We start from the raw sequence: 20298 nt of genomic DNA on the forward strand, positions 1-20298 counted from the left end.
CGCCGGCCTACAGGTTGCGGTCGGCGTACGCCTTCATCGCGTCGCGCACGAACTCCGCGCCCGCCTGGCCGCCGTAGTTCGCACTGAATCGCGGGTCGGCCACGTACATCTCGCCGAGCCCGGTGAAGTACGCCTTGCTCGGGCCTTCGGCTCCCCCACCCGGCGTGCCGGGGATGTCCCGGAGCCAGTCGAAGTGCCGCTGGGCGAGCGCCTGCGCCACCTCGCCGTCGGGTGCTTCGCCGCTTTGTGCGGCCGCCATCCAGTCGGCTGCGAGCTGTTTCTGCCGTTGCTGCCAGTCCGCGCGTTCGCTCGCCGACAACCCGCGCCACCAGGCGTCGCTCTTCGCGTACGCGTCCTTGCCCCAGCGTTCTTCGACCTCTTCCTTGTATTGGGTGTGGTCGAAACCGTCGAGCATCTCTTCTGCCATGATCTGTTCACCTCCTCTCATCGCCTCGATGGTCGCCTCGACCGACGCGATCTGCCGCGCCAGCCGTTTCTGTTCCTCACGCAGCCACTCGAGATGGCCGGTGAGCGCGTGCGCGGCGTCCGACTGGTTGCCGAGAACGTCCGCGATGGCGGGGAGTCCGAGACCGAGGTCGCGGAGCAGGAGGATGCGCTGCAGCCGCACGAGGGCGTGCTGGTCGTAGTAGCGGTATCCGTTGCCGCCGATCCGGCTCGGTTCGAGGAGCCCGATGTCGTCGTAGTGACGGAGGGTCCGACTCGTCGTCCCTGCGAGGCGCGCGATGTCCTGGATCGACCAGTCGCGTGTCGCCTCGGGCGCTGCGGTGCTCATCCGCCCTCCCTTCCGAGCTCTACGGTAGACGTTGACGTAACGTCAAGGTCAAGCGTCCACGGAAATCTTCCTGACACGTGGGCGCGTCACACTGGAGGCATGACTCCACAAGAGCCCCTCTCCGACGCGTCACGAGCGCAGCGCCCCGTTCCCGTCACCGTCTCCATCACCCGCCGGGTGGATCCCGCCCACATCGACGCGGTCACCCACTGGGTCCAGGCCGGCGTCAACCTCGCGAGTTCGTACGACGGCTTCCTCGGTTCCGGCTGGGTTCGCGCCTCGAGCGACTCGGACGAGTGGCACATGCTCTACCGTTTCGCCGACGCCCGCACCCTCGAGACCTGGGAAGCCTCGGAGGACCGGGCGGACTGGCTATTCGAGGGCCGGGAGCTGGTCGAGGTGGCGCGCGTCGAGAAGCGCACGGGCATCGAGGGATGGTTCGACCAGCCCCAGCCGGGAGAGCCGGCCGCACCTCCGCGGTGGAAGCAGGCCGTCGCGATCTGGCTCGGGTTCTTCCCGCTGAACCTGCTGTTCACGTCGCTTGTGAACGGGTTCGTCCCCGGGTGGCATCAGCTCTGGCCGCTCGCCACCGTGCTGGTGACGACGCTCATCCTGACGCCGATCATGACGTATGTGCTGCTGCCGTTCGTCACGCGAATGCTGCACCCGTGGCTCCAGGGATCGCAGCGCGCGAGCACGACCTAGCCGCACGAGTTCGGCCGAGCCGAGCATCCGCCGAATCTGCCGAAAAGGGGTTGCAATCGTCGCCAACGCGATATATCGTGATCCTCGTCAACAACGCGATATATCGTGACTCACCGACGGTAACGCAGGAACAAGGAGAGCAGAACAATGGCACAGGACAAATGGCTCATCCAGCCAGGCGAGACCAAGATCATCGACATCGACCTGGTGCGCAGCCTCAAGGTCAGCTTCGTCGGCGGCCAGATCGACATCATCGGCCATGACGAGCCCGGCGCCCGGGTCGAAGTCCACTCCGTCACGGGGCGTGACCTCAAGATCAGCGTCGACGGCGATCGTCTCGAGATCGACCACCCGCAGCTGCGCTGGGACAACTTCATCGAGGTCTTCAAGTCCCTCCGCAGCAACGCCAAAGCGGACGTGAGCGTGCTCGTCCCCCGCGACGTCGCACTCAAATTCGGAATCGTCTCGGCCAATGCGCTCGTGTCCGGTCTCGTGACGGATGCTCGGCTCAGCACCGTGACGGGCGACCTCGTGGTCGACGGCCTCAGCGGCAACCTCGAACTCAACGGGGTCAGCGGCGAGCTCTCGGTGCGCAACCACTCCGGCAAGATCTCGGCACACACCGTGTCCGGCGACGTCACCGCAACGGGCGCGATCGTGCGGTTCAGTTCCGACGGCGTGTCCGGCAACGTCCTCCTCGACATCACCGGCACCCCCGACGAGATCAACGCCAACACGGTCTCGGGCGACCTCACGGTGCGCATCCCCCAGGCGGTCGGCGCACGGTACCGGATCAACACGGTGTCCGGTCGGATGCAGCTCGACAGCGCGATGCTCCACGGCCCCGCGGGCAAAGGCTTCTCCGGGACGACCGGCACCCTCGACGGCAGCTGGGTCGACATCACCGTGAACTCGGTGTCGGGCGACGTCTCCGTCATCCGGAGTGTGACCGACGAGGACGCTTCGACCGCGGCCGGAACCAGCGGGGCGACGGCATGAGCCCCGTCTTCGCCCACGGCAACCTGCGCCTCTATCTGCTGAGCCTGCTCGCCGAATCACCCAAGCACGGCTACGAGCTCATCCAGGCGCTGAGCGAACGGTTCGGCGGCACCTACAGTCCCAGTGCGGGGACGATCTACCCGCGGCTGGCCAAACTCGAAGAAGAAGGCCTGGTCACGAAGACGACGGAAGGCCGCAAGACGGTCTATTCGATCACCGAAGCGGGCCGCGCCGAACTGGTGGCCCGCGAAGGCGAACTCGACGCGATCGAGGATGAGGTCACCGACTCGGTGCGCCGCCTGGCCGACGAGGTGCGCGCCGGCGTCAACGAGGCCATGAAGAGTCTGCGGGCCGACCTCGCATCCGCGGCACGCGACGCGAAACGCAGCATGCGGCCGGTGGACATCCAGTCGGATGCCCGCCAGGCCGCGAACGCGGCGACTCGCGAGGCCGAGGCCATCCTGAACGAGTTCCGGCAGCAGCTGCGGACGGACCTGCGCTCCCAGGCCGCACGCGGCGGCCTCCCGGAGTCGATCATCCCCCAGTTGCGGCTCGAGCTCGCCCGCGTCCGCACGGCCATCCTCGAGCAGCTCACGCAGCGGACCTGACGCCGCGCTCCCGCGCCCCGGCGCCCGTGGCGTCGAGAACGGGAAAAGGCACCTCACAATCGGGCTGTGGGGTGCCTTTTCCTGTGCTCGTGGTCGTCTGAGGGCGCGAGTGAGCGGATGCGGACACGAAAGCGATCGCGCGGCCGGCTCGAACACGTCGGTCGTGGATGCGGGCGGGAGCCTAGGCCGCCCTACCGGTTTCGAACACGCCGGACCCGTTGGGGCAGTGCAGGTAGGAGTGCTCTCCGTCGCGCTCGAGGCGGTGCTGTGCCAGCGGTTCGCCGCAGATGGGGCAGCTCGTGTGCGCCTCAGGCTGCGGGTCGTCCGCGCCGTAGGGACCGAGCGGCGGTGGTCCGAGAACGGGGACCAGCTTGTCGTCCAGCCACTCCGCAGCGCGCGCCGCGAGTTGTTGTTTGCCGGTATGGCCGGTGTTGCGTGCCATGCTCCGACGGTACGCTCGCGCTCTTCGATCTCGCTGTGAATGCGGGCGAGGATCTCAGCGCGCGTCAGGGACAGTAGAGCTGTGTTTTGATGCCGGACCGGTCGATCTCGTGGTCGGCCATCGGCTTGCCGCAGAGCGGGCACACGGCGGGCTTGGCCTCGACAGCCGGCTCATCGTACGGGCCGAGCGGCGGCGGACCGAGCCAGGGGAAGAGCACCCGGTTGAGCTTGTTGAAGAATCCTTCGTGAGCGTGCGGTTCGCCGAAATCATTTTGTGTCACAACCATTAGTGTACTAACTAATTCGGTACACTGGGAAGATGGCAACCCAGACCGAGCCCGTCGACCTGCTCAAGCTCGAAAACCAGGTGTGCTTCGCCCTCGCCGTCGCGTCGCGCAGCGTCAACGCCGTGTATCGGCCGCTGCTCGAGCCCCTCGGCCTGACGCATCCGCAGTATCTCGTGATGCTCGCCCTGTGGGACCGCAGCCCGCGATCGGTCAAAGACCTCGGCGCGGCCCTGCAACTGGAGCCCGCAACCCTGTCCCCGCTGCTCAAACGCTTGGAGGCGATCGGGTACGTCCGTCGTCGGCGGAGCGACGTGGATGAACGGATGCTCGAGATCACGCTGACCGATGCCGGAGCGGCCCTGCGCGCCCGGGCGGAGACCATTCCACCGCGCATCGTCGACCGCCTGGGCATGCCGCTCGAGGACCTTGAGCGGCTTCGCGAAGCACTGAATCACGTCATTGCAGCTGCACAACAGTAGGGTGCGGCGACGCTCCGACTTGACAGTGGATTAGCAGCGAGTATTCTCGACCCTCGTGACAAATGAGGGGAGATCCCCGAAGCGGTGGTTGATCGGCGACCCGCTTCCGAGCGAAAAACTCGAAGGACAGCTACTCCCGAAGCACCTCGCCCTACCCATTTTCGCCAGCGACGCACTCTCGTCTGTGGCGTATGCTCCGCAGGAACTCCTGATGATCCTGCTGCTCGGTGGACTCGCGTTCCTGAGCTTCGCGCCGTGGGTCGCGCTCGCCGTCATCGTGCTCCTCGTCACCGTCGTCGCGTCCTACCGGCAGCTGGTCAAGGCCTACCCTTCGGGCGGTGGCGACTACGAGGTCGCCCACAAGAACCTGGGTGAGAAGGCGGGGCTCGTCGTCGCATCCGCCCTGCTCGTCGACTACGTGCTCACGGTCGCCGTGTCGGTGGCCAGCGGCGTGGACAACATCATCTCCGCGCTGCCGTTCCTCAGCGAGTTCCGCGTCGAGATCGCTGTCGGCTTCGTCATCATCATCGCTGCCGTGAACCTGCGGGGTGTGCGCGAATCCAGCAAGGCGTTCGCGATCCCGACGTACATCTTCATCGGAAGCATCTTCCTGATGGTCGTGACCGGCCTGATCCAGACCTTCCTCGGGCATCCGCCGGTCGCGGAGTCGGCCGCCTACGGTGTGCAGGCCGCCAGCCTCACGCAGGCTGCCACAATCCTGTTGCTGCTGCGCGCATTCTCGAGCGGATGTAGCGCGCTGACCGGTGTCGAAGCCGTCGCCAACGGCGTCCCGGCCTTCCGCACCCCCAAGATCAAGAACGCCCGCCGCACCCTCGGCATGATGGGCGGCATCGCGATCGTCCTGTTCGCCGGCCTGACCGCGGTCGCGCTCATCAGCGGCGTGCACTACGCCGAGAACCCGTGCGACCTGCAGGGCTGGGCCCAGTGCGCGACGGAGCCGCAACGATCCCTGATCGCACAGATCGCATCCGCCACCTTCGGCAACAACTCCCTGCTCTTCTTCGTCGTGCAGGCCGCGACCGCCGTCGTGCTCCTCCTCGCCGCGAACACGGCGTTCAACGGATTCCCGCTTCTCGGGTCGGTGCTCGCGAAGGACTCCTACGCGCCCAAGTCGCTCAACACCCGTGGCGACCGCCTCGTCTACTCGAATGGCATGATCCTGCTGGCGCTCGCCGCCACCGTGCTGCTCGTCGTCTACCAGGCGAACCTGACCCAGCTCATCCAGCTGTACATCATCGGCGTGTTCGTCTCGTTCACCCTCGGCCAGACGGGCATGGTGAAGCACTGGATCACCCTGCTGCGCAACGGGACCACGGAGCGCGGAAGCGTCATCCGCAGCCTCTCGATCAACGCGTTCGGCGCGCTCCTCACGCTGGTCGTCCTCATCGTCGTGACCATCACGAAGTTCACCCACGGCGCGTACCTCGTGTTCATCTTCATGCCGATCCTGTTCACGCTCATGCTCGGCGTGAACCGGTACTACCGTGACGTCGAGAAAGAGGTCGAGGTCGACCCGGTCACGACGTTCGGCAGCAACGGCGACCACGCGATCGTGCTCATCGGCAAGATGCAGAAGCCGGGTCTCAAGGCGCTCGACTACGCGATCGCCGCCCGGCACGACTCGATCGAGGCAGTGCATGTGTCGATCGATGACGACGCCACAGCGAAACTGCAGCATCAGTGGATCGAGCAGAACATCCATGTGCCGCTGACGATCATCGAGTCGCCGTACCGCGATTTCGGCGTTCCGTTGATCAAATATCTCAAGCACCGGCGCGAGGAGCACGGCTCCGAAGTGGTGACGGTCTACCTCCCGCAGTACATCGTCGGGCACTGGTGGGAGAACATGCTCCACAACCACCGTGCGCGGCGCATCCGCCAGCAGCTCATGCTGTGCCACGGCGTCACCGTCGCCCTTGTGCCGTGGCTGCTCGACTCGTCGTCGCTCATCTACGGACGCCGCTCGCGGCCGCTGCCCGGCCAGGACCGCCGCGGCGAGCCGGTTCGCCCGATCGCGAGGCGGCCACTCGAACCGGCGTCGGCCGGCGCACGGCGTACGGGGATGACGGCCGCTGCTGCGGAGTCTGCAGCAGCGAAGTCGGCGGCGAACGCAGCGGCGAAGACGAGCGCCGCGGCGGCGAAGAAGAGTGCCGCTGCCGCGAAGTCGGGGGGCACGCCGACGGCCGCCGCGAAGCAGCAGAAGTCGAAGCAGCCGGCACGCGCGAAGCGCTGAGCGGGCGGTGCGGCGCCGCCGCACCCGTTCCTTCCGAGCGCACTCGCTCCGTCCCGGCGCACACCGTTGTACGAGTGCGCTCGCCGCGAAGAAGTGCGGTCGGCACGAAGTCGTGCGCGCGGCGCCCTTAAGCAGGCGCGACGGCCCCGAGCGGACGATACTCGCGCACCACGAGCCGCGGCTTGACCAGCCGGTGGCCCGGGTCGTCCACCGCTTCCGGCCCACTGTTCACACGGCCTCCGTGTGCGCCGGTGAGCAGTTCGAGCACTCCGGCTGCGACTTCGTCGAGCGGCTGCTCAACACTGGAGAAACCGATCGACGCGGCGACGGGCGTGTTGTCGTAGCCGACGACGGGGATGCGGCCGGCGGTGGCCATGAGCGCACCCAGCGCGAGGGAGTCGCTCGCGCAGGCCACGGCATCCACCCCGCCGAGTGCGTGAGCCGCGGCTTCAAGGCGCCGCATCGCATCCGCCCCGAACGCGACCCCGTCTTCGGTTGCGACCGCGAGCCGCTCGAGGTCGTCGTCGCCCAGGCCGCTCGACTCCTTCATCGTCTCCAGCCAGCCCCGCCGCCGGTCGTCGCCGGTGCCGGACGGGCTCGGCCATCCGATGTAGCCCACGCGTCGCGCACCGGTCGACAGCAGGTACGACGTCGCCTGCTGGAGGCCGTACCAGCCGTCGACGTCGACCCACAGGTGCTGGGGGTCGTTCATGTCGTCGATGCCCCAGGGCCGCCCGAACGTCACGAAGGACTGCCCGTGTTCGATGAGCCATTCCGTGCGCGGGTCGCCGTGGAAGGTCGACGTCAGCACGAACGCATCCACGTCCGCCCCGTCGCTGAGCCGCTGGAATTGCCGGATCTCCTCTTCGGGGTCCGCCGCGGTGAACAGCGTCACGCGTAGGTTCTTCGCATCGGCCTGCTCGGTGAGGGCGTGCAGGAACCGGTCGAGGATCGACCCGGAGATACCGTCGGTCGTGATCGGGTCGAGCCGGATCCCGATGGTGGAGCTCTTCTGCGTCCGCAATCGGCGGGCGGATGCGTGGGGCCGGTACCCGAGGCGGGCGATCGCAGCCTCCACCCGCTCCCGCGTCTCGGGCCGGACCATCGACGGGGAGTTGAGGACGTTGGAGACGGTCTGGCGGGAGACGCCTGCCGCTTCGGCGACGTCCAGGACGGTGGGCAGCAGTCCCACAGCAGGCCTCCTCTCGCTTGGATCGTTCAAAGCTGGCTCCGACCATACCGCTGCCGCGGCGCCGGATGCGCATCCGGAGCGGGTTGACACCCCGTGAGCTCCGTGGTTATGTAGGGGGCGCCGCATTTGATCGTTCAAAAATTAGCTTAGCGGGATGCGGTTTGAACGATCAAAATGAGCGCGTCGCGATGCGGCGCAGGCACAGAACCGCGTGTGGCGGGGGAACGGGCCCCCACCACAGACCTGAGAACACGGGAGGTCAGATGCACGCCAGGCCGGCGAAGCGTCCCTCCACCGATCCAGTTGACGCGGGACCTCTCCTCCCCATTCGCGGCGCGTCGAATCCCCTCCACACTTTCCCGACCTCGCCCCACAGAGTGCTCGAAACCCGGGCACACTACACCAAGGAGAAATAATGCAACCACGAAGCACACGTTGGCTCATCGGCGGCGCGGTAGCCGTCACCGCAGCCCTGACCCTCAGCGCCTGCGGGTCCGGTTTCGGCGGCAGCGGCAGCGACTCGACGAATGGCAAGCTCACGTCGAGCAACAAGCCCCTGACCGTGATGATCGGGTCGAGCGGCGACGCCGAGACCGCGGCGGTCAAGTCGGCCGTGTCCGACTGGTCGAGCAGTTCGGGCACCAAGGCCAGCGTGATCGCGGCGAGCGACCTCAACCAGCAGCTCTCGCAGGGCTTCGCGGCGAAGAAGCCGGCAGACGTCTTCTATCTGGGCACGGATGCCCTGGCCGGCTACGCCTCCAACGGCTCGCTCCTCGCATACGGCGACCAGCTTTCCAACAAGAGCGATTTCTATCCCAGCCTCGTCAAGTCGTTCACCTACAACAACAAGTTCTACTGCGCGCCGAAGGACTTCTCGACGCTTCAGCTGATCATCAACACCGACATGTGGAAGGCTGTGGGCCTCACCGACTCCGACCTGCCCACGACCTGGGACCAGCTCGAGGCGGTCAGCAAGAAGCTCACCACGCCCGCGCACGCCGGGCTCGGCATCGGTGGTGAGTACGCCCGCATCGGTGCCTTCATGACCCAGGCCGGCGGCAACCTCATGAACGACGACAGCACGAAGGCGACCGCGAACAGCGACGCCAACGTTCAGGCGCTCACCCAGGTCAAGAAGATGCTGAACGACGGCACGCTGAAGTATGCCAAAGACCTCGGCGCCGGCTGGGGCGGCGAGGCGTTCGGCAAAGGCCTCGCGGCGATGACGATCGAGGGCAACTGGATCACGGGCGCCATGACGGCCGACTTTCCGAAGATCGCGTACAAGGTGGTCGAACTCCCGAAGGGCCCGGCGGGCAAGGGCACGCTGCAGTTCAGCAACTGCTGGGGCATCGCCGCTGACAGCCCCAACCAGGCCGCAGCCCTCAAGCTGGTGGAGAAGCTGACCAGCAAGAGCGACCAGCTCGCCTTCTCGAAGGCTTTCGGTCCGATGCCGTCGATCAAGTCCGCCGCGTCGCAGTGGAAGTCCGACAACCCGGAGCTCGTGCCCTTCCTGACTGCGGCCGACTACGCCAAGGGTGTACCGACCGCAAAGGGGGCATCCGACGTCGTCACCGACCTCAACTCGAAGCTCGAGACGCTGAAGACGGGCGACCCGAAGGCGATCCTCGACGCCACGCAGACGAACCTCGAAGCTCTGCTGAAGTAGCCTGCCATGTCACAACCTTCGAGTCGGTCTCGCCGTTCCGGAATCCGGCGTGGCGAGACCGCCTCGGGGTGGCTGTTCACCGCCCCGATCATCGTTCTGCTCGGCGTCTTCCTGGTCGTTCCGGTGCTCATGGCGCTGTGGGTGAGCTTCTCCGACTGGGGCGGCCGCGGCAGCCCCTTCGCCGCCGACGTCAACTTCGTCGGGCTGAAGAACTACACGACGCTCCTGTCCGGCGGCGGCCTCGCCGAGCAGGACTTCGGGACCTCGCTCAGGAACAACGCCTGGTACGTCGTGCTCGTCGTGCCGACTCAGACGGCCGTCGCACTGTTCCTCGCGGTGCTCGTGAACCGCGCGATCCTCCGCGGTCGTGGCTTCTTCCGGACCGCCTTCTACTTCCCCTCCGTGACGAGCACCGTGGCGATCGTGGTCCTCTGGCTGTTCCTGTTCAATGCGACCGGCCCGGTCAATGCGGTCCTCTCGTGGTTCGGCATCAACGGCCCCAACTGGTTCAACGACCCAGACGGGATCATCCACAACTTTCTCGGCCTCTTCGGCGTGACGACCGGGCCGCCCGTTCTGACGAACAACGAGTTCCTCGGGGTGTCCTGGTGGGACTGGCTCGCCGGCCCGTCGGTTGCGATGTTCGCGCTCATCCTGATGGCGGTCTTCACGACGAGCGGAACCTTCATGCTCCTGTTCGTCGCCGCACTTCAGAGCCTCGGCGCGGACATCACCGAAGCCGCGATGATGGACGGCGCGAACGGCTGGCAACGGTTCTGGCGGATCACCCTCCCGCAGTTGCGCCCAACGCTCTTCACCGTGCTCACTCTCGGCCTCATCGGCTGCTGGCAGATCTTCGACCAGATCTACACCGGCACGCAGGGCGGCCCTGGAAAGACGACGCTGACCCCGGCATACCTGTCGTACACCTCGGCCTTCGCCAACCAGGAATGGGGCCAGGGCGCGGCGATCGCGTTCATCCTCTTCGTCATCATCGTCGTGTTCACGATCTTCCAAAGATGGGTGCTTCGCGATCGAAAAGTGTCGCGGCGCCGTCTGCGGCGCTATCAGGTCGTTGCGGCATCCGAGACCGCGAAAGGGGTCGCCTCGTGACGATCACAGCCAAACCGGTCGCATCGGACACCGCCCCGCCACGGCCGAGCGCAGCTCCCCGTCGACGCCCGGAGCGATCCACCGCAACCGTAGTGGCGACCTCGGTCACCTACGCGGTCCTCATCGCCATCGCGATCGTCTACATCATGCCGTTCCTCATTCAGGTGGCAACGTCGTTCAAGACCGATCCGGACGCCACGGCCAACCCGATCGCACTCATCCCTGCCACGTGGACCACCGCCGCCTACCAGAAGCTGTTCGGCTACTCCGATTTCCCGACCTGGTTCAAGAACTCCGCGATCGTCACGATCTTCGTCACCCTCGGCAGGGTGTTCTTCGACTCACTCGCCGGCTACGCCCTCGCCCGTCTGCATTTCCGTGGCCGCGGCGTCGTCTTCGCCGCGCTCATCGCGGTCATGGCTGTTCCGGCCGTCGTGCTGATGATCCCGAAGTTCCTCGTGCTCAACCAACTCGGCATGTACGACTCGTACGCCGGCATGATCGTCCCGCTGCTCACCGACGCCGCCGGGGTGTTCATCATGAAGGGCTTCTTCGAGTCGATCCCGCAGAGCGTCGAAGAGCAGGCCCGCATCGACGGCGCTGGCACCTTCCGCCTGTTCTGGTCGATCGTCCTGCCGATGGCGCGACCGGCACTCATCACGATCATCATCCTGTCGTTCCAGGGTTCGTGGAACGAGCTGAGCCATTTCATCATCTCGACCCAGGATCCGGCGCTCACCACCTTGACGAAGGGCGTGGCCGGGCTCGCGAGCGGGCAGCTGAGCAAAGGAAACCAGTACCCGATCAAGCTCGCCGCCGCCGCGATCATGACCATACCGGTCGCGGTGATGTTCTTCATCTTCCAGAAACGCATCATGAACACGAGCGAGGGCGCGGTGAAGGAATGACGCAGGTCACCGCCGACGCCCACATCGCATCAACCCGATCCACCGCCGAGGAGGCGTGAACTCCACCATGACCCAGCCCCACCAACCGCTCCTGCACGACAGTGTCGTACTGCTGGCCACGCCGAGCCAGGCCTGGTCGGCACAGAACGGCGACATCTGCGCCGAGGGCATCCAGGGCTTCTACCATTCCGACCTGCGGGTGCTCGACGAACTCCGCCTCACTGTCGCCGGTGCGGCTCCCGAGCACATCGCGACGTCGCCGGTGGATGCGGCCACCACCGTCTTCACGGCCCTCGCCCGCGGCGTCGACGACGAGACAGCAGACCCGCGGGTCCGCGTGGAACGGCGACGCACCGTGGGGACCGACTCGCTCGAGGAATCGATCACCCTCGTCAACGCGCTCGCCCACCCCGTGCAGACGACCGTGGCCGTCGTGCTGCGAGCCGACTTCACTCCCATGCAGGTGATCAAGTCCGGTCGCCGCGGCAGCGAGTTCGCCGTCGAGACCGAACAGGTCGGCTCGGTGGTGCGCTTCGGCTCGGGCGAGGTCGGTGCACGTCTCGAAACCTCGGATGCACGCGTGACCATCACGTATGGCACGAGTGGCGGAGCATCCGGGAACGTCCCCGACACCTCGAGCGGCACCCCCGTCGCGGGCGGCGTGGTGTCCGTCCGGCTTGAATGGCCCGTCGAGGTCGCCGAGCGCAGCAGCACGACCGTCTCGTGGCGGCTGACCGTGACAGACCCGACGACGGTCGTCGCCGGCGCCGAGAGCTCCGCCGAGTGGGATTCGGTCGTCGTGCAGGCGGGCGACTCGCGCCTCTCGTCGTGGGTGCGCAGCGCGATCGGCGATCTGCAGGCCCTCCGGATGGTCACCCGCCGCCGGCCCGACGAGGTGTTCCTCGCCGCTGGCGCGCCCTGGTTCTTCACGCTCTTCGGTCGCGACTCGATCTGGGCCGCGAGGATGCTGCTCCCGCTCGGCACCGAACTCGCCGCGTCCACGCTCCGGGTTCTCGCCGAACTGCAGGGCACGCACGACGTGGCCGAAACTGCCGAGCAGCCGGGCAAGATCATGCACGAACTGCGGCCGGGAACCCTGGCGATCCCCGGTCTCAACATCTCGCTCCCCCCGCTCTACTACGGAACGGTGGATGCGACCGCCCTCTGGATCTGCCTCCTCCATGACGCGTGGAAGTGGGGCATGCCCGACTCCGAGGTCGAGGCGCTGCTGCCGAACCTCGAAGCCGCGCTGGCCTGGATGCGCGACTACGGCGACAGCGACGGCGACGGCTTCCTCGAATACGTGGACACGACCGGGCACGGTCTCGCCAACCAGGGCTGGAAGGATTCCGGCGACTCGATCCAGTGGCGCGACGGCACCCTGGCCGAAGGGCCGATCGCGCTGTGCGAGGTGCAGGCCTACGCATACGAGGCAGCGCTCGGGGGCGCGGCCCTCCTGGACCATTTCGGGCGGACCGGCAAGCCGTGGCGCGAATGGGCCGCTGCGCTCAAGAACCGCTTCGCCGACTCGTTCTTGATCGACTCGCCCGACGGCGCCTACCCCGCCGTCGCACTCGACGCACAGAAACGACCGGTGGACACGGTCACCAGCAACATCGGTCACCTGCTCGGCACGGGCATCCTCGATGCGGATGGCGCGGCGCTCGTCGCTCGCCGCCTCGCGTCGCCCGAACTGAATTCCGGCTTCGGCCTGCGCACGATGTCGAGCGACTCGGTCGGGTTCTGGCCGCTCAGCTACCACGGCGGTTCGGTCTGGACCCACGACACGGCGATCGCGATCGCCGGGCTCGGGCGCGAGGGCTTCCACACCGAGGCCGCCTCGCTCATCGAAGGGCTGCTCCGGGCTGCAGACGGCTTCGGCTACCGCATGCCGGAGCTGCACTCGGGCGACTCGACGGCAGTGACGGCGACACCCGTCCCGTACCCGGCCGCCTGCCGCCCGCAGGCGTGGTCTGCTGCGGCGTCCATCGCGGTGCTCGGCACCCTGCTCGGACTCGAAGCGGATGCGCAGGCAGGAGAGCTGCGCGTGTCGCCGCTCGCCGCATCCGGCGCCATCGACGCCCGCGGGCTGCGCTTCGCAGGACAGGCGTTCTCCGTGAAGGTCGACGGCGAGGGCCGCGTCACCCGCTCGTAGGTCGCGGACTCGCAGGATGACCGCGGGGACTACGGCGCGCGCGAGCCGCGCTCAGAGCTGCGCCATGATCTGCCGGGCGATCACGCGGCCCGCGCGGTTCGCGCCGATCGTGCTCGCCTGCGGTCCATACCCTGCGAGGAATATGCGGGGATCCTGCCACGAGGCCCCGGATGCGACTGTCAGGCCGCCCTTCTTCTCGCGGAGTTTCAGCGGCGCGAGATGCCGCAGCTCGGGCCGGAAGCCGGTCGCCCAGATGATCGCATCCACCTCGCTGAACGTGCCGTCGGGCCAGCGCACCCCGTGCTCTTCGATCGCGCTGAACATCGGTCGTTCGACGAGGACGCCCCGCTCGATCCCCGCGGCCACCCGACGGGTTCGCGGCACCCCCGTGCCACTGACGATGCTGGGGAGCGCCTCGCCCGCGCGAGCCGCCGCATCCTGCGCTGCAACGGCGGCAACGCCGCCCTCGATGGTGAGCTCGGACTCATCCTTGAAGTCGACCGGGCGCCTGGTCGCCCAGAACAGCTCGCCGGCCACGTGCTCGAGCTCGAGGAGGAAACCGATCGCGGAGGTTCCGCCGCCGACGACCACAACCCGTTTTCCGGCGAACTCGTCGGCCGCCAGGTAGGAGCTCGTGTGCACGTGGCGCCCGCTGAACGACGTGACTCCGGGGTAGTAGGGCACGAACGGGGCACCCCACGTGCCGGTCGCGTTCACGAGCATCCGCGTCGTGGTCTCGCCGAGGGAATGCTCGACGACCAGGTCGGCGCCCCGGTTGAAGACGCTCTCGACCGTCACCGGGCGGCGGACCTGGAACCCGAAGTGCTCCTCGTAGCGGCGGTAGTAGCCGGCCACGATGTCCTTCGCCGGGAGCGACCGGTCGGCGGTGTCGAAGCTGATACCCAGCTCCGACATTCCTGGGAGATCGTTCACCTTGTGGGCGCTGCCGAGCTTGAGCGCATCCCACCGGAACTGCCATGCACCACCGGTGCCGGGGCCACGATCGAAGATGATGAAATCGACCCCGGGAGTCAGCTCGAAACGCCTCAGGTAATAGGCGACCGCGAGCCCGGCCTGGCCCGCGCCAACGATCACCACCTGGGTTTCGTCACTGCTCGTGGTCACGCCTCATCCCATCATGATTCCCTGTGCGGCACACAAGGGCGCACAGGGCCCTACATGCTAAACTAGCCGCTAGTTTTCACTGTTCCTGTTCGGTAGCCCGAGTGACTCATTGCCCACTCGGCCTGGCATCGTAAGGGGGTCACGCATGGGGCGCGGCCGTCAAAAAGCAAAGCACACCAAGATCGCGCGCGAGCTGAAGTCATTCAGCCCTGAGGTGAACTATGACGCGCTCGAGCGTGAGCTTACCGGGCACTCGCACAACGACGACCAGTATGCCAAATGGGCCGACTATGAGCCCGAGGGCTATGGGAGCAGCCCCACCGACACGTACGAAGAGGAAGACCAGCCCAAGCGGGCCTGAGTCACCTCGTCAGCACACGGCGTAAGCCGGCGATCCGCCGCGCGCCGGCGTCACAGCCAGCCTTTCTCCGCCGCGATCCCGACGGCCTCTGAGCGGTTGCGCGCGCCCGTCTTCCCGATCGCGCTCGACAGGTGGTTGCGTACGGTCCCCTCCGACAGGTGCAACTCGCCTGCGATGTCGGTGATCGACCCGCCCCTGCGCGCCACGACGAGCACCTCGGTCTCGCGCGGTGTCAGCGGGGAGTTGCCCGAGGCCAGCGACTCGGCGGCGAGGGCCGGGTCGACGACACGCAGGCCGGCCGCGACGCGACGCACGGCATCCGCCAGCTGACCCGACGGCGTGTCCTTCACCACGAATCCGGATGCTCCCGCCTCCATTGCGCGCCGCAGATATCCGGGGCGTCCGAAGGTTGTCACGATGAGCGACCGGCAATGGGGAAGCTCCCGCGACAGCACGGCTGCCGCAGCGATACCGTCGAGGCCGGGCATCTCGACGTCGAGCAAGGCGACGTCGGCCGAACTGTTCCGCGCCGCCTCGACGACGTCGTCGCCCCGGCCCACCTCCGCCACTACTTTCAGATCGGCCTCGAGGTCGAGCAGGGCCGCCAGGGCTCCCCGCACCAGGGCCTGGTCGTCGGCGAGCAGGAGCCTGATCGGTTCGGTCATGCGGTCGCCTTCCGTACGCTCAGCTGGAACCCGCCGTGGACGCTCGGGCCCGCCACCACGCGGGCCCCGGCCGACCGTGCGCGGGCGACGAGACCGTCCAGACCGTTGCCCCGGTGCGACGCGACCGACGCAGTGATCGCGTCGCCGTCCGGGCCGGCGACACCGACGACACCGACGACCCCGACGGCACCGACGACCCTGACCATCCCCGCCCCACGTCCGTCGTCCGACACCACGAGCGAGTCGTCGGTGAGCTCGACCCAGCAGTTCCTGGCTCCCGAATGACGGATGACGTTGGTCACGCCCTCGCGCAGCACCCACCCGAAGAGCTCGCGCAGCTCGGGCCGCACGATCTCTCCGTTGCGGGGAAGATGGGCTTCGATGTCAGCTGCGGCGAGCGCCGTCTGAGCCGCAGCGAGTTCGGTGGACAGGCTCATCTCGCGGTACCCGGCGACGGCCGCGCGCAGGTCGGTCAGGGCCGCGCGCGACAGGCGTTCGATGTCGGCGATCTCCTCTTCCGCCCGCGCGGGGTCGAGCGTGACGAGCCGGCGGGCGAGCTCCGATTTCACGGTCACCACGGTGAGGGAGTGACCGAGCACGTCGTGCATGTCGCGGGAGAACCTGGCGCGCTCTTCGACGACCGCGAGCCGGGCCACCTCGCCTTGCGCCTGGCGCAGCTCGCGCACGGTGCGCATCTGCCGGTTCAGGCCGAACATCATCGAGGTGACGGAGAAGGTGATGATGCCGCTCCACGCAGCGCTGTCGACGAAATCGGTGAGCACGCCGTAGATGAGGGGGATCAGGATGAGCACCGCGGTGAACACGGCGACGATCGCGAACTCCTCGAAGACAGCCGCCGAGACGACGGCGACGAGAACCCACAGCCAGAACGTGTTGCCGCCCAGCAACGGGAAGAACGCGAACGAGATGAGCCAGTAGCCGGCGACCGCGATGATCCGGTCGCGCAGCGGCGCCCACCACACCATCGGCGCCAGGAAGACGAAGATCCCGCAGTAGATCACCAGCAGCACGGTGGCGGCGACTTTCGCTGCGGTCGAGCCCGGCGACAGCCAGACGGCGATCACGGTGAGCACCTGGTAGAGCAGTCCGAAGCTGGCGCCGATGTACCAGCCGCGGGTCGAGCGGTCGGTCATGCTCTGGCGTGCCCGGCCCCACCATTCGTCCCAGCTCGCGGGACGTTCCGCCGGCGTGCGGGAGGCCAGGTCCATACCGATCACTGTAGACCGGGCCGGCCTGGCCCCGTTCGCGCCGGCGGCAGCGCGCGCACCGGCGTCAGCTGCGCGCCGCATCCCGCCGGTACCGCCAGATGATGAATCCCCCGAGCGCGATCGTCCAGGCGAGGAGCACCAGCGCCGGCGTCAGGATGTCGCCCGACTGGTGCGCCCCCATCTGCCCGATGCGGTTCAGCCAGTACGAGGGGACCGCCTGCGCCACGTTCGCGACCCACGCCGGGAAGATCTGCAACGGAATCCACAGGCCGCCCAGCACCGCCATTCCCATGAACACCGCCATGAAGAGCGGCTGCGCGAAGTCGGGCTTCGCGAACTGCCCGATGAGGATGCCGAGAAGGGAGAACGGGAGGATGCCGAACCAGAGCCCGAGGCCGGCGGTCATCCACCTCATCGGGGGAAGCGTCGAATGGTAGAGCAGCACCGAGACGCCGAAGATCACGAGGATCGAGACGAGACCCATCAGCATCGCGGTGATCATCTTCGACACGAGGTAGCCGGTCCCACTGAGCGGGGTGATGCGCAGCTGGCGGTTCCAGCCGATCGAGCGCTCGGTCACGATGTTGAACGCTTGCGAGAGCGCCGCCATCATCCCGCCGTAGCCGGCCACCTGGATGGTCGTCACGACGATCCACGGAAGCCCGGTGACCGCATCCACCTGACCGGCTCCGCCGAAGGTGCCGCCGAAAGCGACGAGCATGACCAGCGGAACCGCCAGGGTGAAGATCATCGCGCGGGCGTTCTTGAGCTGGCGGAATGATTCGAGTCCGACATAGGCGATGCTCATGATGCGACCTCTTCCAGGGTTGCGGGGGCTGCGTCGTGCGACGACTTGGCACTTGTTGCTGCTATCGCTCCGGGCACATCAGCAACAAGTGACAAGTCGACTCGGGCGCGGTTGTCGGCGTCGGCCTCAAAGTCGGAACGGCCTTCAGTGAGGGCGAGGAACGCGTCGTCCATCGTGTGCGACGTGACCTCGATGTCTCGGATGTCCTGGTACGCGCTCAGGAGGCTCCGCAGCGTCGCATCCGAGTCGTCGCTCACGAGGGTGAAGTGGGCTCCCCGGTGCTCGAGGCTCCGCACACCGGGCAGCGTCGCAAGTTCCTGCTCGACGTCGAGGTTCCACTCGAAGTCCGCGGTGGCGCGGATGCGGCGACCGGACACGACCGCCTTCACCTCGCTGGGACTGCCGTCGGCGACCACGCGGCCTGCGCTCAGCATGACGATGCGGTCGGCGTAGGTGTCGGCCTCATCCAGGTAGTGCGTGGCGAAGACGACCGTGCGGCCCTCGTCGGTGAATTCCCGCATCGACTGCCAGAAGGTGCGGCGCGCTTCCACATCCATTGCAGCGGTCGGCTCGTCGAGGAACAGCAGGTCGGGGTTCGAGACGACGGCGACCGCGAAGCGTGCGCGCTGCAGCTGGCCGCCCGAAAGCTTGCTGACCCGCTGTTTCGCGATCTCGGTGCAGCGGGCGCGGGCGAGCGCCTCCTCGACGGGCAGCGGATGCCGGTGCACGCTCGCGACGAGCGCCACGCTCTGCGCGACGGTGAGGGTCGGCAGTAGCGCGCCGCCCTGCAGCATCGCGCCGACGCGTCCGCTCTCGATCGCCGACCGCGGGGAGGCGCCGAAGAGTTCCGCCGCGCCCGACGTGGGATGCGCGAGTCCGAGAGCCAGGTCGATGGTCGTCGACTTGCCGGCGCCGTTCGGCCCGAGAAGCGCGACGACTTCGCCCGGTTCGATCGTGAGGCTGACTCCGGCGACCGCCCGGATGTGACCGAACGACTTCTTCAGGTCGGTGAGCTGGATGGCTGGTGTATTCACCATCCCAGCTTCGGGGCGCGCGGGTGCGCGTGCTCGGGCCGTCCGTCAGGATGTGCGGGTGACGTATGTCACGGGTGGGCGCCGCGGACAAACGTCAGGGCTGTCACCACGGTGCTTTCAGAGCTCGGATGCCTCGCCAGACGACCGCAGGCGCATCATCCCGATCACGCCCGAGGCCGCGCCCACCGTGAGCAGCAGTCCGCCGATCATCAGAGCGAGGTCGCCGGGGCCACCGGCGCGCCCCGACCCGACCGCCGGGGCGGCCACGGCGGCAGCCGGCGGAACCTGCGGCGGTCGCACGAAGCGGATCCCCGCTGACGCCTGGCCGGGCGGCCGGGTGGCAATCGCGGTCACCTGCGGGAGGACCGCCGTCGCCCCGGCGACCTCGACCGTCTCGGATGCGCGCTGCAGCAGCACGTAGAAGCTCGCGCCGGGCGAACCGAACGCCCGGTCGAGGAGCGGGATCGCGACGGTCGCGCTGCCCTGCCCGGCAGCGAACCGCACGGTGCCGCGGGATGACGCGTAGTCCAGTCCTGAGCGCGCAGAGCCGTCCGCCGTCACGTAGTCGACGTGCGCCGCCGCGTCGGTTGCCGTGCGCGACACGATGAAGCGCGCCGACCGGCTGTCGGCCGACAGCCCCGCGCTCGCGATGCTGATCGCGCTCGCGCGCGTCACGGCGAAGGATGCGGTGGCTACCGAGCCCAGCAGCTGCGGCGTCGCCGTCGGCGGAACGTACCGCGCGGTGATGGTGTGCGTGCCGGGGCCGGGTGCATCCACGCTCGCCCGCGCCACACCGTCGGCGTTGACCGTCGCTGCGACGGTCGTGTCCGAGGAGTCGAGCGAGAATTCGACGGTTCCTGCGCCGGGCGCCCCGAGGAGCATCCGCTGGACTGTCGCAGTGACGTCGACCGGGTCACCGGACGCGGCCGTCGGAGGCGCAGAGATCGTGACCGTCGTCGCTGTCTCGCACGCCGCTGCGCCCGGGTCGACGGCGACCGTGGACCCGCCGAGAGTCCACGCGAGGTCGCCGGCCGCACCGGCGAACGTCGTCGCGAAGACCGCGTGGTGCACACCGGGGTCGAAGGTCGACGGCTGGCCGCGATCGCGGCCGAGCGAGAAGGTGTTCTGGGCGGCGCCGGGGGTGAGCGCGACGGACTCCGCCGAAGAGTTGCGGTACCCGAAGACGACGGTGAACGCATCCGGTGCCGCCCCCGGCGCGGAGCTGACGCAATCCACCAACGGTGCGAGCGCTCCGGCATCCGGTGTCGCTACGGCAGCACCTGCCGTTGCGAGCGCGAACGCGCCAGCGAGAACGACCGCCGCGGCCACGCGGAAAGCGCGCAATCGCGAACGTTTCACACGCGCAATATTATCCGCCGGCACGACGCCCGGAGCGCGGTTCCGGCGGATGCGCCCCCACCAGTTCGGGGCGCGCCCGCCAGCTCGACCGGGCAGGAAAGCCCCACGATGGCG

The 20298-nt window shown here is 67.8% G+C and carries 20 protein-coding genes; 10 read left to right on the forward strand and 10 right to left on the reverse strand.

Features of this window, described 5'->3' with window-relative positions:
- Window positions 1-7: 7 nt before the first annotated feature.
- A complete protein-coding gene (locus tag G3T36_RS03090) occupies window positions 8-793 on the reverse strand; it encodes a MerR family transcriptional regulator (RefSeq protein ID WP_163287938.1) in 786 nt (261 codons plus the stop codon).
- A gap of 99 nt (window positions 794-892) precedes the next feature.
- Between G3T36_RS03090 and G3T36_RS03095 the strand changes: the two genes are divergently transcribed.
- The 3 genes from G3T36_RS03095 to G3T36_RS03105 all read left to right on the forward strand — a co-directional run bounded on the left by G3T36_RS03095 (window position 893) and on the right by G3T36_RS03105 (window position 3105).
- Window positions 893-1498 (forward strand): antibiotic biosynthesis monooxygenase, encoded by a 606-nt coding sequence (locus G3T36_RS03095; protein ID WP_163287939.1) that lies wholly within the window; start codon window positions 893-895, stop codon window positions 1496-1498.
- A 147-nt stretch (window positions 1499-1645) separates the two neighbouring features.
- Window positions 1646-2497, forward strand: a complete 852-nt coding sequence (locus G3T36_RS03100) for a DUF4097 family beta strand repeat-containing protein (RefSeq protein WP_163287940.1) — start codon at window positions 1646-1648, stop codon at window positions 2495-2497.
- Window positions 2494-3105, forward strand: coding sequence for a PadR family transcriptional regulator (locus tag G3T36_RS03105; protein ID WP_163287941.1), 612 nt, complete (start codon window positions 2494-2496; stop codon window positions 3103-3105). The genes G3T36_RS03100 and G3T36_RS03105 overlap by 4 nt, the downstream gene beginning before the upstream one ends.
- A 181-nt stretch (window positions 3106-3286) precedes the next feature.
- On the opposite strand, the gene G3T36_RS03110 is transcribed toward G3T36_RS03105, so the two are convergent.
- Window positions 3287-3547: a hypothetical protein gene (locus G3T36_RS03110; RefSeq protein WP_163287942.1), complete on the reverse strand. Its 261-nt coding sequence runs from the start codon at window positions 3545-3547 to the stop codon at window positions 3287-3289.
- Window positions 3548-3611: 64 nt separating this feature from the next.
- A complete protein-coding gene (locus G3T36_RS03115) occupies window positions 3612-3827 on the reverse strand; it encodes a hypothetical protein (RefSeq protein WP_163287943.1) in 216 nt (71 codons plus the stop codon).
- A gap of 38 nt (window positions 3828-3865) precedes the next feature.
- Here G3T36_RS03115 and G3T36_RS03120 point away from each other — a divergent pair, with 38 nt between their 5' ends.
- Together G3T36_RS03120 and G3T36_RS03125 are read left to right on the forward strand one after the other, a co-directional pair.
- Window positions 3866-4312: a MarR family winged helix-turn-helix transcriptional regulator gene (locus G3T36_RS03120; RefSeq protein WP_163287944.1), complete on the forward strand. Its 447-nt coding sequence runs from the start codon at window positions 3866-3868 to the stop codon at window positions 4310-4312.
- 88 nt (window positions 4313-4400) lie between these two features.
- The gene (locus G3T36_RS03125) at window positions 4401-6566 is read left to right on the forward strand and encodes an APC family permease (protein ID WP_163289043.1); all 2166 of its coding nucleotides are present in this window, start codon (window positions 4401-4403) and stop codon (window positions 6564-6566) included.
- 127 nt (window positions 6567-6693) lie between these two features.
- Here the strand turns inward: G3T36_RS03125 and G3T36_RS03130 are convergent, their stop codons facing one another.
- Complete coding sequence (locus tag G3T36_RS03130; RefSeq protein ID WP_163287945.1) at window positions 6694-7758, reverse strand: LacI family DNA-binding transcriptional regulator; 1065 nt, start codon at window positions 7756-7758, stop codon at window positions 6694-6696.
- 415 nt (window positions 7759-8173) lie between these two features.
- Here G3T36_RS03130 and G3T36_RS03135 point away from each other — a divergent pair, with 415 nt between their 5' ends.
- Genes G3T36_RS03135 through G3T36_RS03150 form a run of 4 tightly spaced genes read left to right on the forward strand, consistent with a single transcriptional unit; the run spans window position 8174 to window position 13603 of the window.
- The gene (locus tag G3T36_RS03135) at window positions 8174-9427 is read left to right on the forward strand and encodes a sugar ABC transporter substrate-binding protein (protein WP_163287946.1); all 1254 of its coding nucleotides are present in this window, start codon (window positions 8174-8176) and stop codon (window positions 9425-9427) included.
- A gap of 6 nt (window positions 9428-9433) precedes the next feature.
- Window positions 9434-10540, forward strand: a complete 1107-nt coding sequence (locus G3T36_RS03140) for a carbohydrate ABC transporter permease (RefSeq protein ID WP_163287947.1) — start codon at window positions 9434-9436, stop codon at window positions 10538-10540.
- A gap of 2 nt (window positions 10541-10542) precedes the next feature.
- Window positions 10543-11448: a carbohydrate ABC transporter permease gene (locus tag G3T36_RS03145; RefSeq protein ID WP_163289044.1), complete on the forward strand. Its 906-nt coding sequence runs from the start codon at window positions 10543-10545 to the stop codon at window positions 11446-11448.
- A gap of 55 nt (window positions 11449-11503) precedes the next feature.
- Window positions 11504-13603 carry a glycogen debranching N-terminal domain-containing protein gene (locus G3T36_RS03150; protein ID WP_338031435.1) on the forward strand — a complete coding sequence of 700 codons (2100 nt, stop codon included), beginning with the start codon at window positions 11504-11506 and terminating at the stop codon, window positions 13601-13603.
- A gap of 51 nt (window positions 13604-13654) precedes the next feature.
- On the opposite strand, the gene G3T36_RS03155 is transcribed toward G3T36_RS03150, so the two are convergent.
- The gene (locus tag G3T36_RS03155) at window positions 13655-14728 is read right to left on the reverse strand and encodes an NAD(P)-binding domain-containing protein (RefSeq protein ID WP_163287948.1); all 1074 of its coding nucleotides are present in this window, start codon (window positions 14726-14728) and stop codon (window positions 13655-13657) included.
- Between the two features lie 145 nt (window positions 14729-14873).
- Here G3T36_RS03155 and G3T36_RS03160 point away from each other — a divergent pair, with 145 nt between their 5' ends.
- Complete coding sequence (locus tag G3T36_RS03160) at window positions 14874-15089, forward strand: DUF3073 domain-containing protein (RefSeq protein ID WP_163287949.1); 216 nt, start codon at window positions 14874-14876, stop codon at window positions 15087-15089.
- A 50-nt stretch (window positions 15090-15139) separates the two neighbouring features.
- Here G3T36_RS03160 and G3T36_RS03165 read toward each other — a convergent pair whose 3' ends face one another.
- The 5 genes from G3T36_RS03165 to G3T36_RS19685 all read right to left on the reverse strand — a co-directional run bounded on the left by G3T36_RS03165 (window position 15140) and on the right by G3T36_RS19685 (window position 20184).
- Window positions 15140-15754, reverse strand: a complete 615-nt coding sequence (locus G3T36_RS03165) for a response regulator transcription factor (protein WP_163287950.1) — start codon at window positions 15752-15754, stop codon at window positions 15140-15142.
- A complete protein-coding gene (locus G3T36_RS03170) occupies window positions 15751-16983 on the reverse strand; it encodes a sensor histidine kinase (protein ID WP_163287951.1) in 1233 nt (410 codons plus the stop codon). The genes G3T36_RS03165 and G3T36_RS03170 overlap by 4 nt, the downstream gene beginning before the upstream one ends.
- A 64-nt stretch (window positions 16984-17047) precedes the next feature.
- The gene (locus G3T36_RS03175; RefSeq protein ID WP_163287952.1) at window positions 17048-17791 is read right to left on the reverse strand and encodes an ABC transporter permease; all 744 of its coding nucleotides are present in this window, start codon (window positions 17789-17791) and stop codon (window positions 17048-17050) included.
- On the reverse strand, window positions 17788-18828 hold the full coding sequence (locus G3T36_RS03180) for an ABC transporter ATP-binding protein (RefSeq protein ID WP_163287953.1): 1041 nt from the start codon (window positions 18826-18828) through the stop codon (window positions 17788-17790). The genes G3T36_RS03175 and G3T36_RS03180 overlap by 4 nt, the downstream gene beginning before the upstream one ends.
- 114 nt (window positions 18829-18942) lie before the next feature.
- A complete protein-coding gene (locus G3T36_RS19685; protein ID WP_163287954.1) occupies window positions 18943-20184 on the reverse strand; it encodes a Calx-beta domain-containing protein in 1242 nt (413 codons plus the stop codon).
- Window positions 20185-20298 lie beyond the last annotated feature (114 nt).

The organism is Leifsonia tongyongensis (assembly GCF_010686705.1).
Classification (GTDB): Bacteria; Actinomycetota; Actinomycetes; order Actinomycetales; family Microbacteriaceae; genus Diaminobutyricibacter; species Diaminobutyricibacter tongyongensis.

Excerpts from the sequence above, each read along its gene's own strand:
- G3T36_RS03090 (WP_163287938.1), bottom strand. The coding sequence starts at position 793 with ATGAGCACCGCAGCGCCCGAGGCGACACGCGACTGGTCGATCCAGGAC.
- G3T36_RS03095 (WP_163287939.1), top strand. The coding sequence starts at position 893 with ATGACTCCACAAGAGCCCCTCTCCGACGCGTCACGAGCGCAGCGCCCC.
- G3T36_RS03100 (WP_163287940.1), top strand. The coding sequence starts at position 1,646 with ATGGCACAGGACAAATGGCTCATCCAGCCAGGCGAGACCAAGATCATC.
- G3T36_RS03105 (WP_163287941.1), top strand. The coding sequence starts at position 2,494 with ATGAGCCCCGTCTTCGCCCACGGCAACCTGCGCCTCTATCTGCTGAGC.
- G3T36_RS03110 (WP_163287942.1), bottom strand. The coding sequence starts at position 3,547 with ATGGCACGCAACACCGGCCATACCGGCAAACAACAACTCGCGGCGCGC.
- G3T36_RS03120 (WP_163287944.1), top strand. The coding sequence starts at position 3,866 with ATGGCAACCCAGACCGAGCCCGTCGACCTGCTCAAGCTCGAAAACCAG.
- G3T36_RS03135 (WP_163287946.1), top strand. The coding sequence starts at position 8,174 with ATGCAACCACGAAGCACACGTTGGCTCATCGGCGGCGCGGTAGCCGTC.
- G3T36_RS03140 (WP_163287947.1), top strand. The coding sequence starts at position 9,434 with ATGTCACAACCTTCGAGTCGGTCTCGCCGTTCCGGAATCCGGCGTGGC.
- G3T36_RS03160 (WP_163287949.1), top strand. The coding sequence starts at position 14,874 with ATGGGGCGCGGCCGTCAAAAAGCAAAGCACACCAAGATCGCGCGCGAG.
- G3T36_RS03165 (WP_163287950.1), bottom strand. The coding sequence starts at position 15,754 with ATGACCGAACCGATCAGGCTCCTGCTCGCCGACGACCAGGCCCTGGTG.
- G3T36_RS03170 (WP_163287951.1), bottom strand. The coding sequence starts at position 16,983 with ATGGACCTGGCCTCCCGCACGCCGGCGGAACGTCCCGCGAGCTGGGAC.
- G3T36_RS03175 (WP_163287952.1), bottom strand. The coding sequence starts at position 17,791 with ATGAGCATCGCCTATGTCGGACTCGAATCATTCCGCCAGCTCAAGAAC.
- G3T36_RS03180 (WP_163287953.1), bottom strand. The coding sequence starts at position 18,828 with ATGGTGAATACACCAGCCATCCAGCTCACCGACCTGAAGAAGTCGTTC.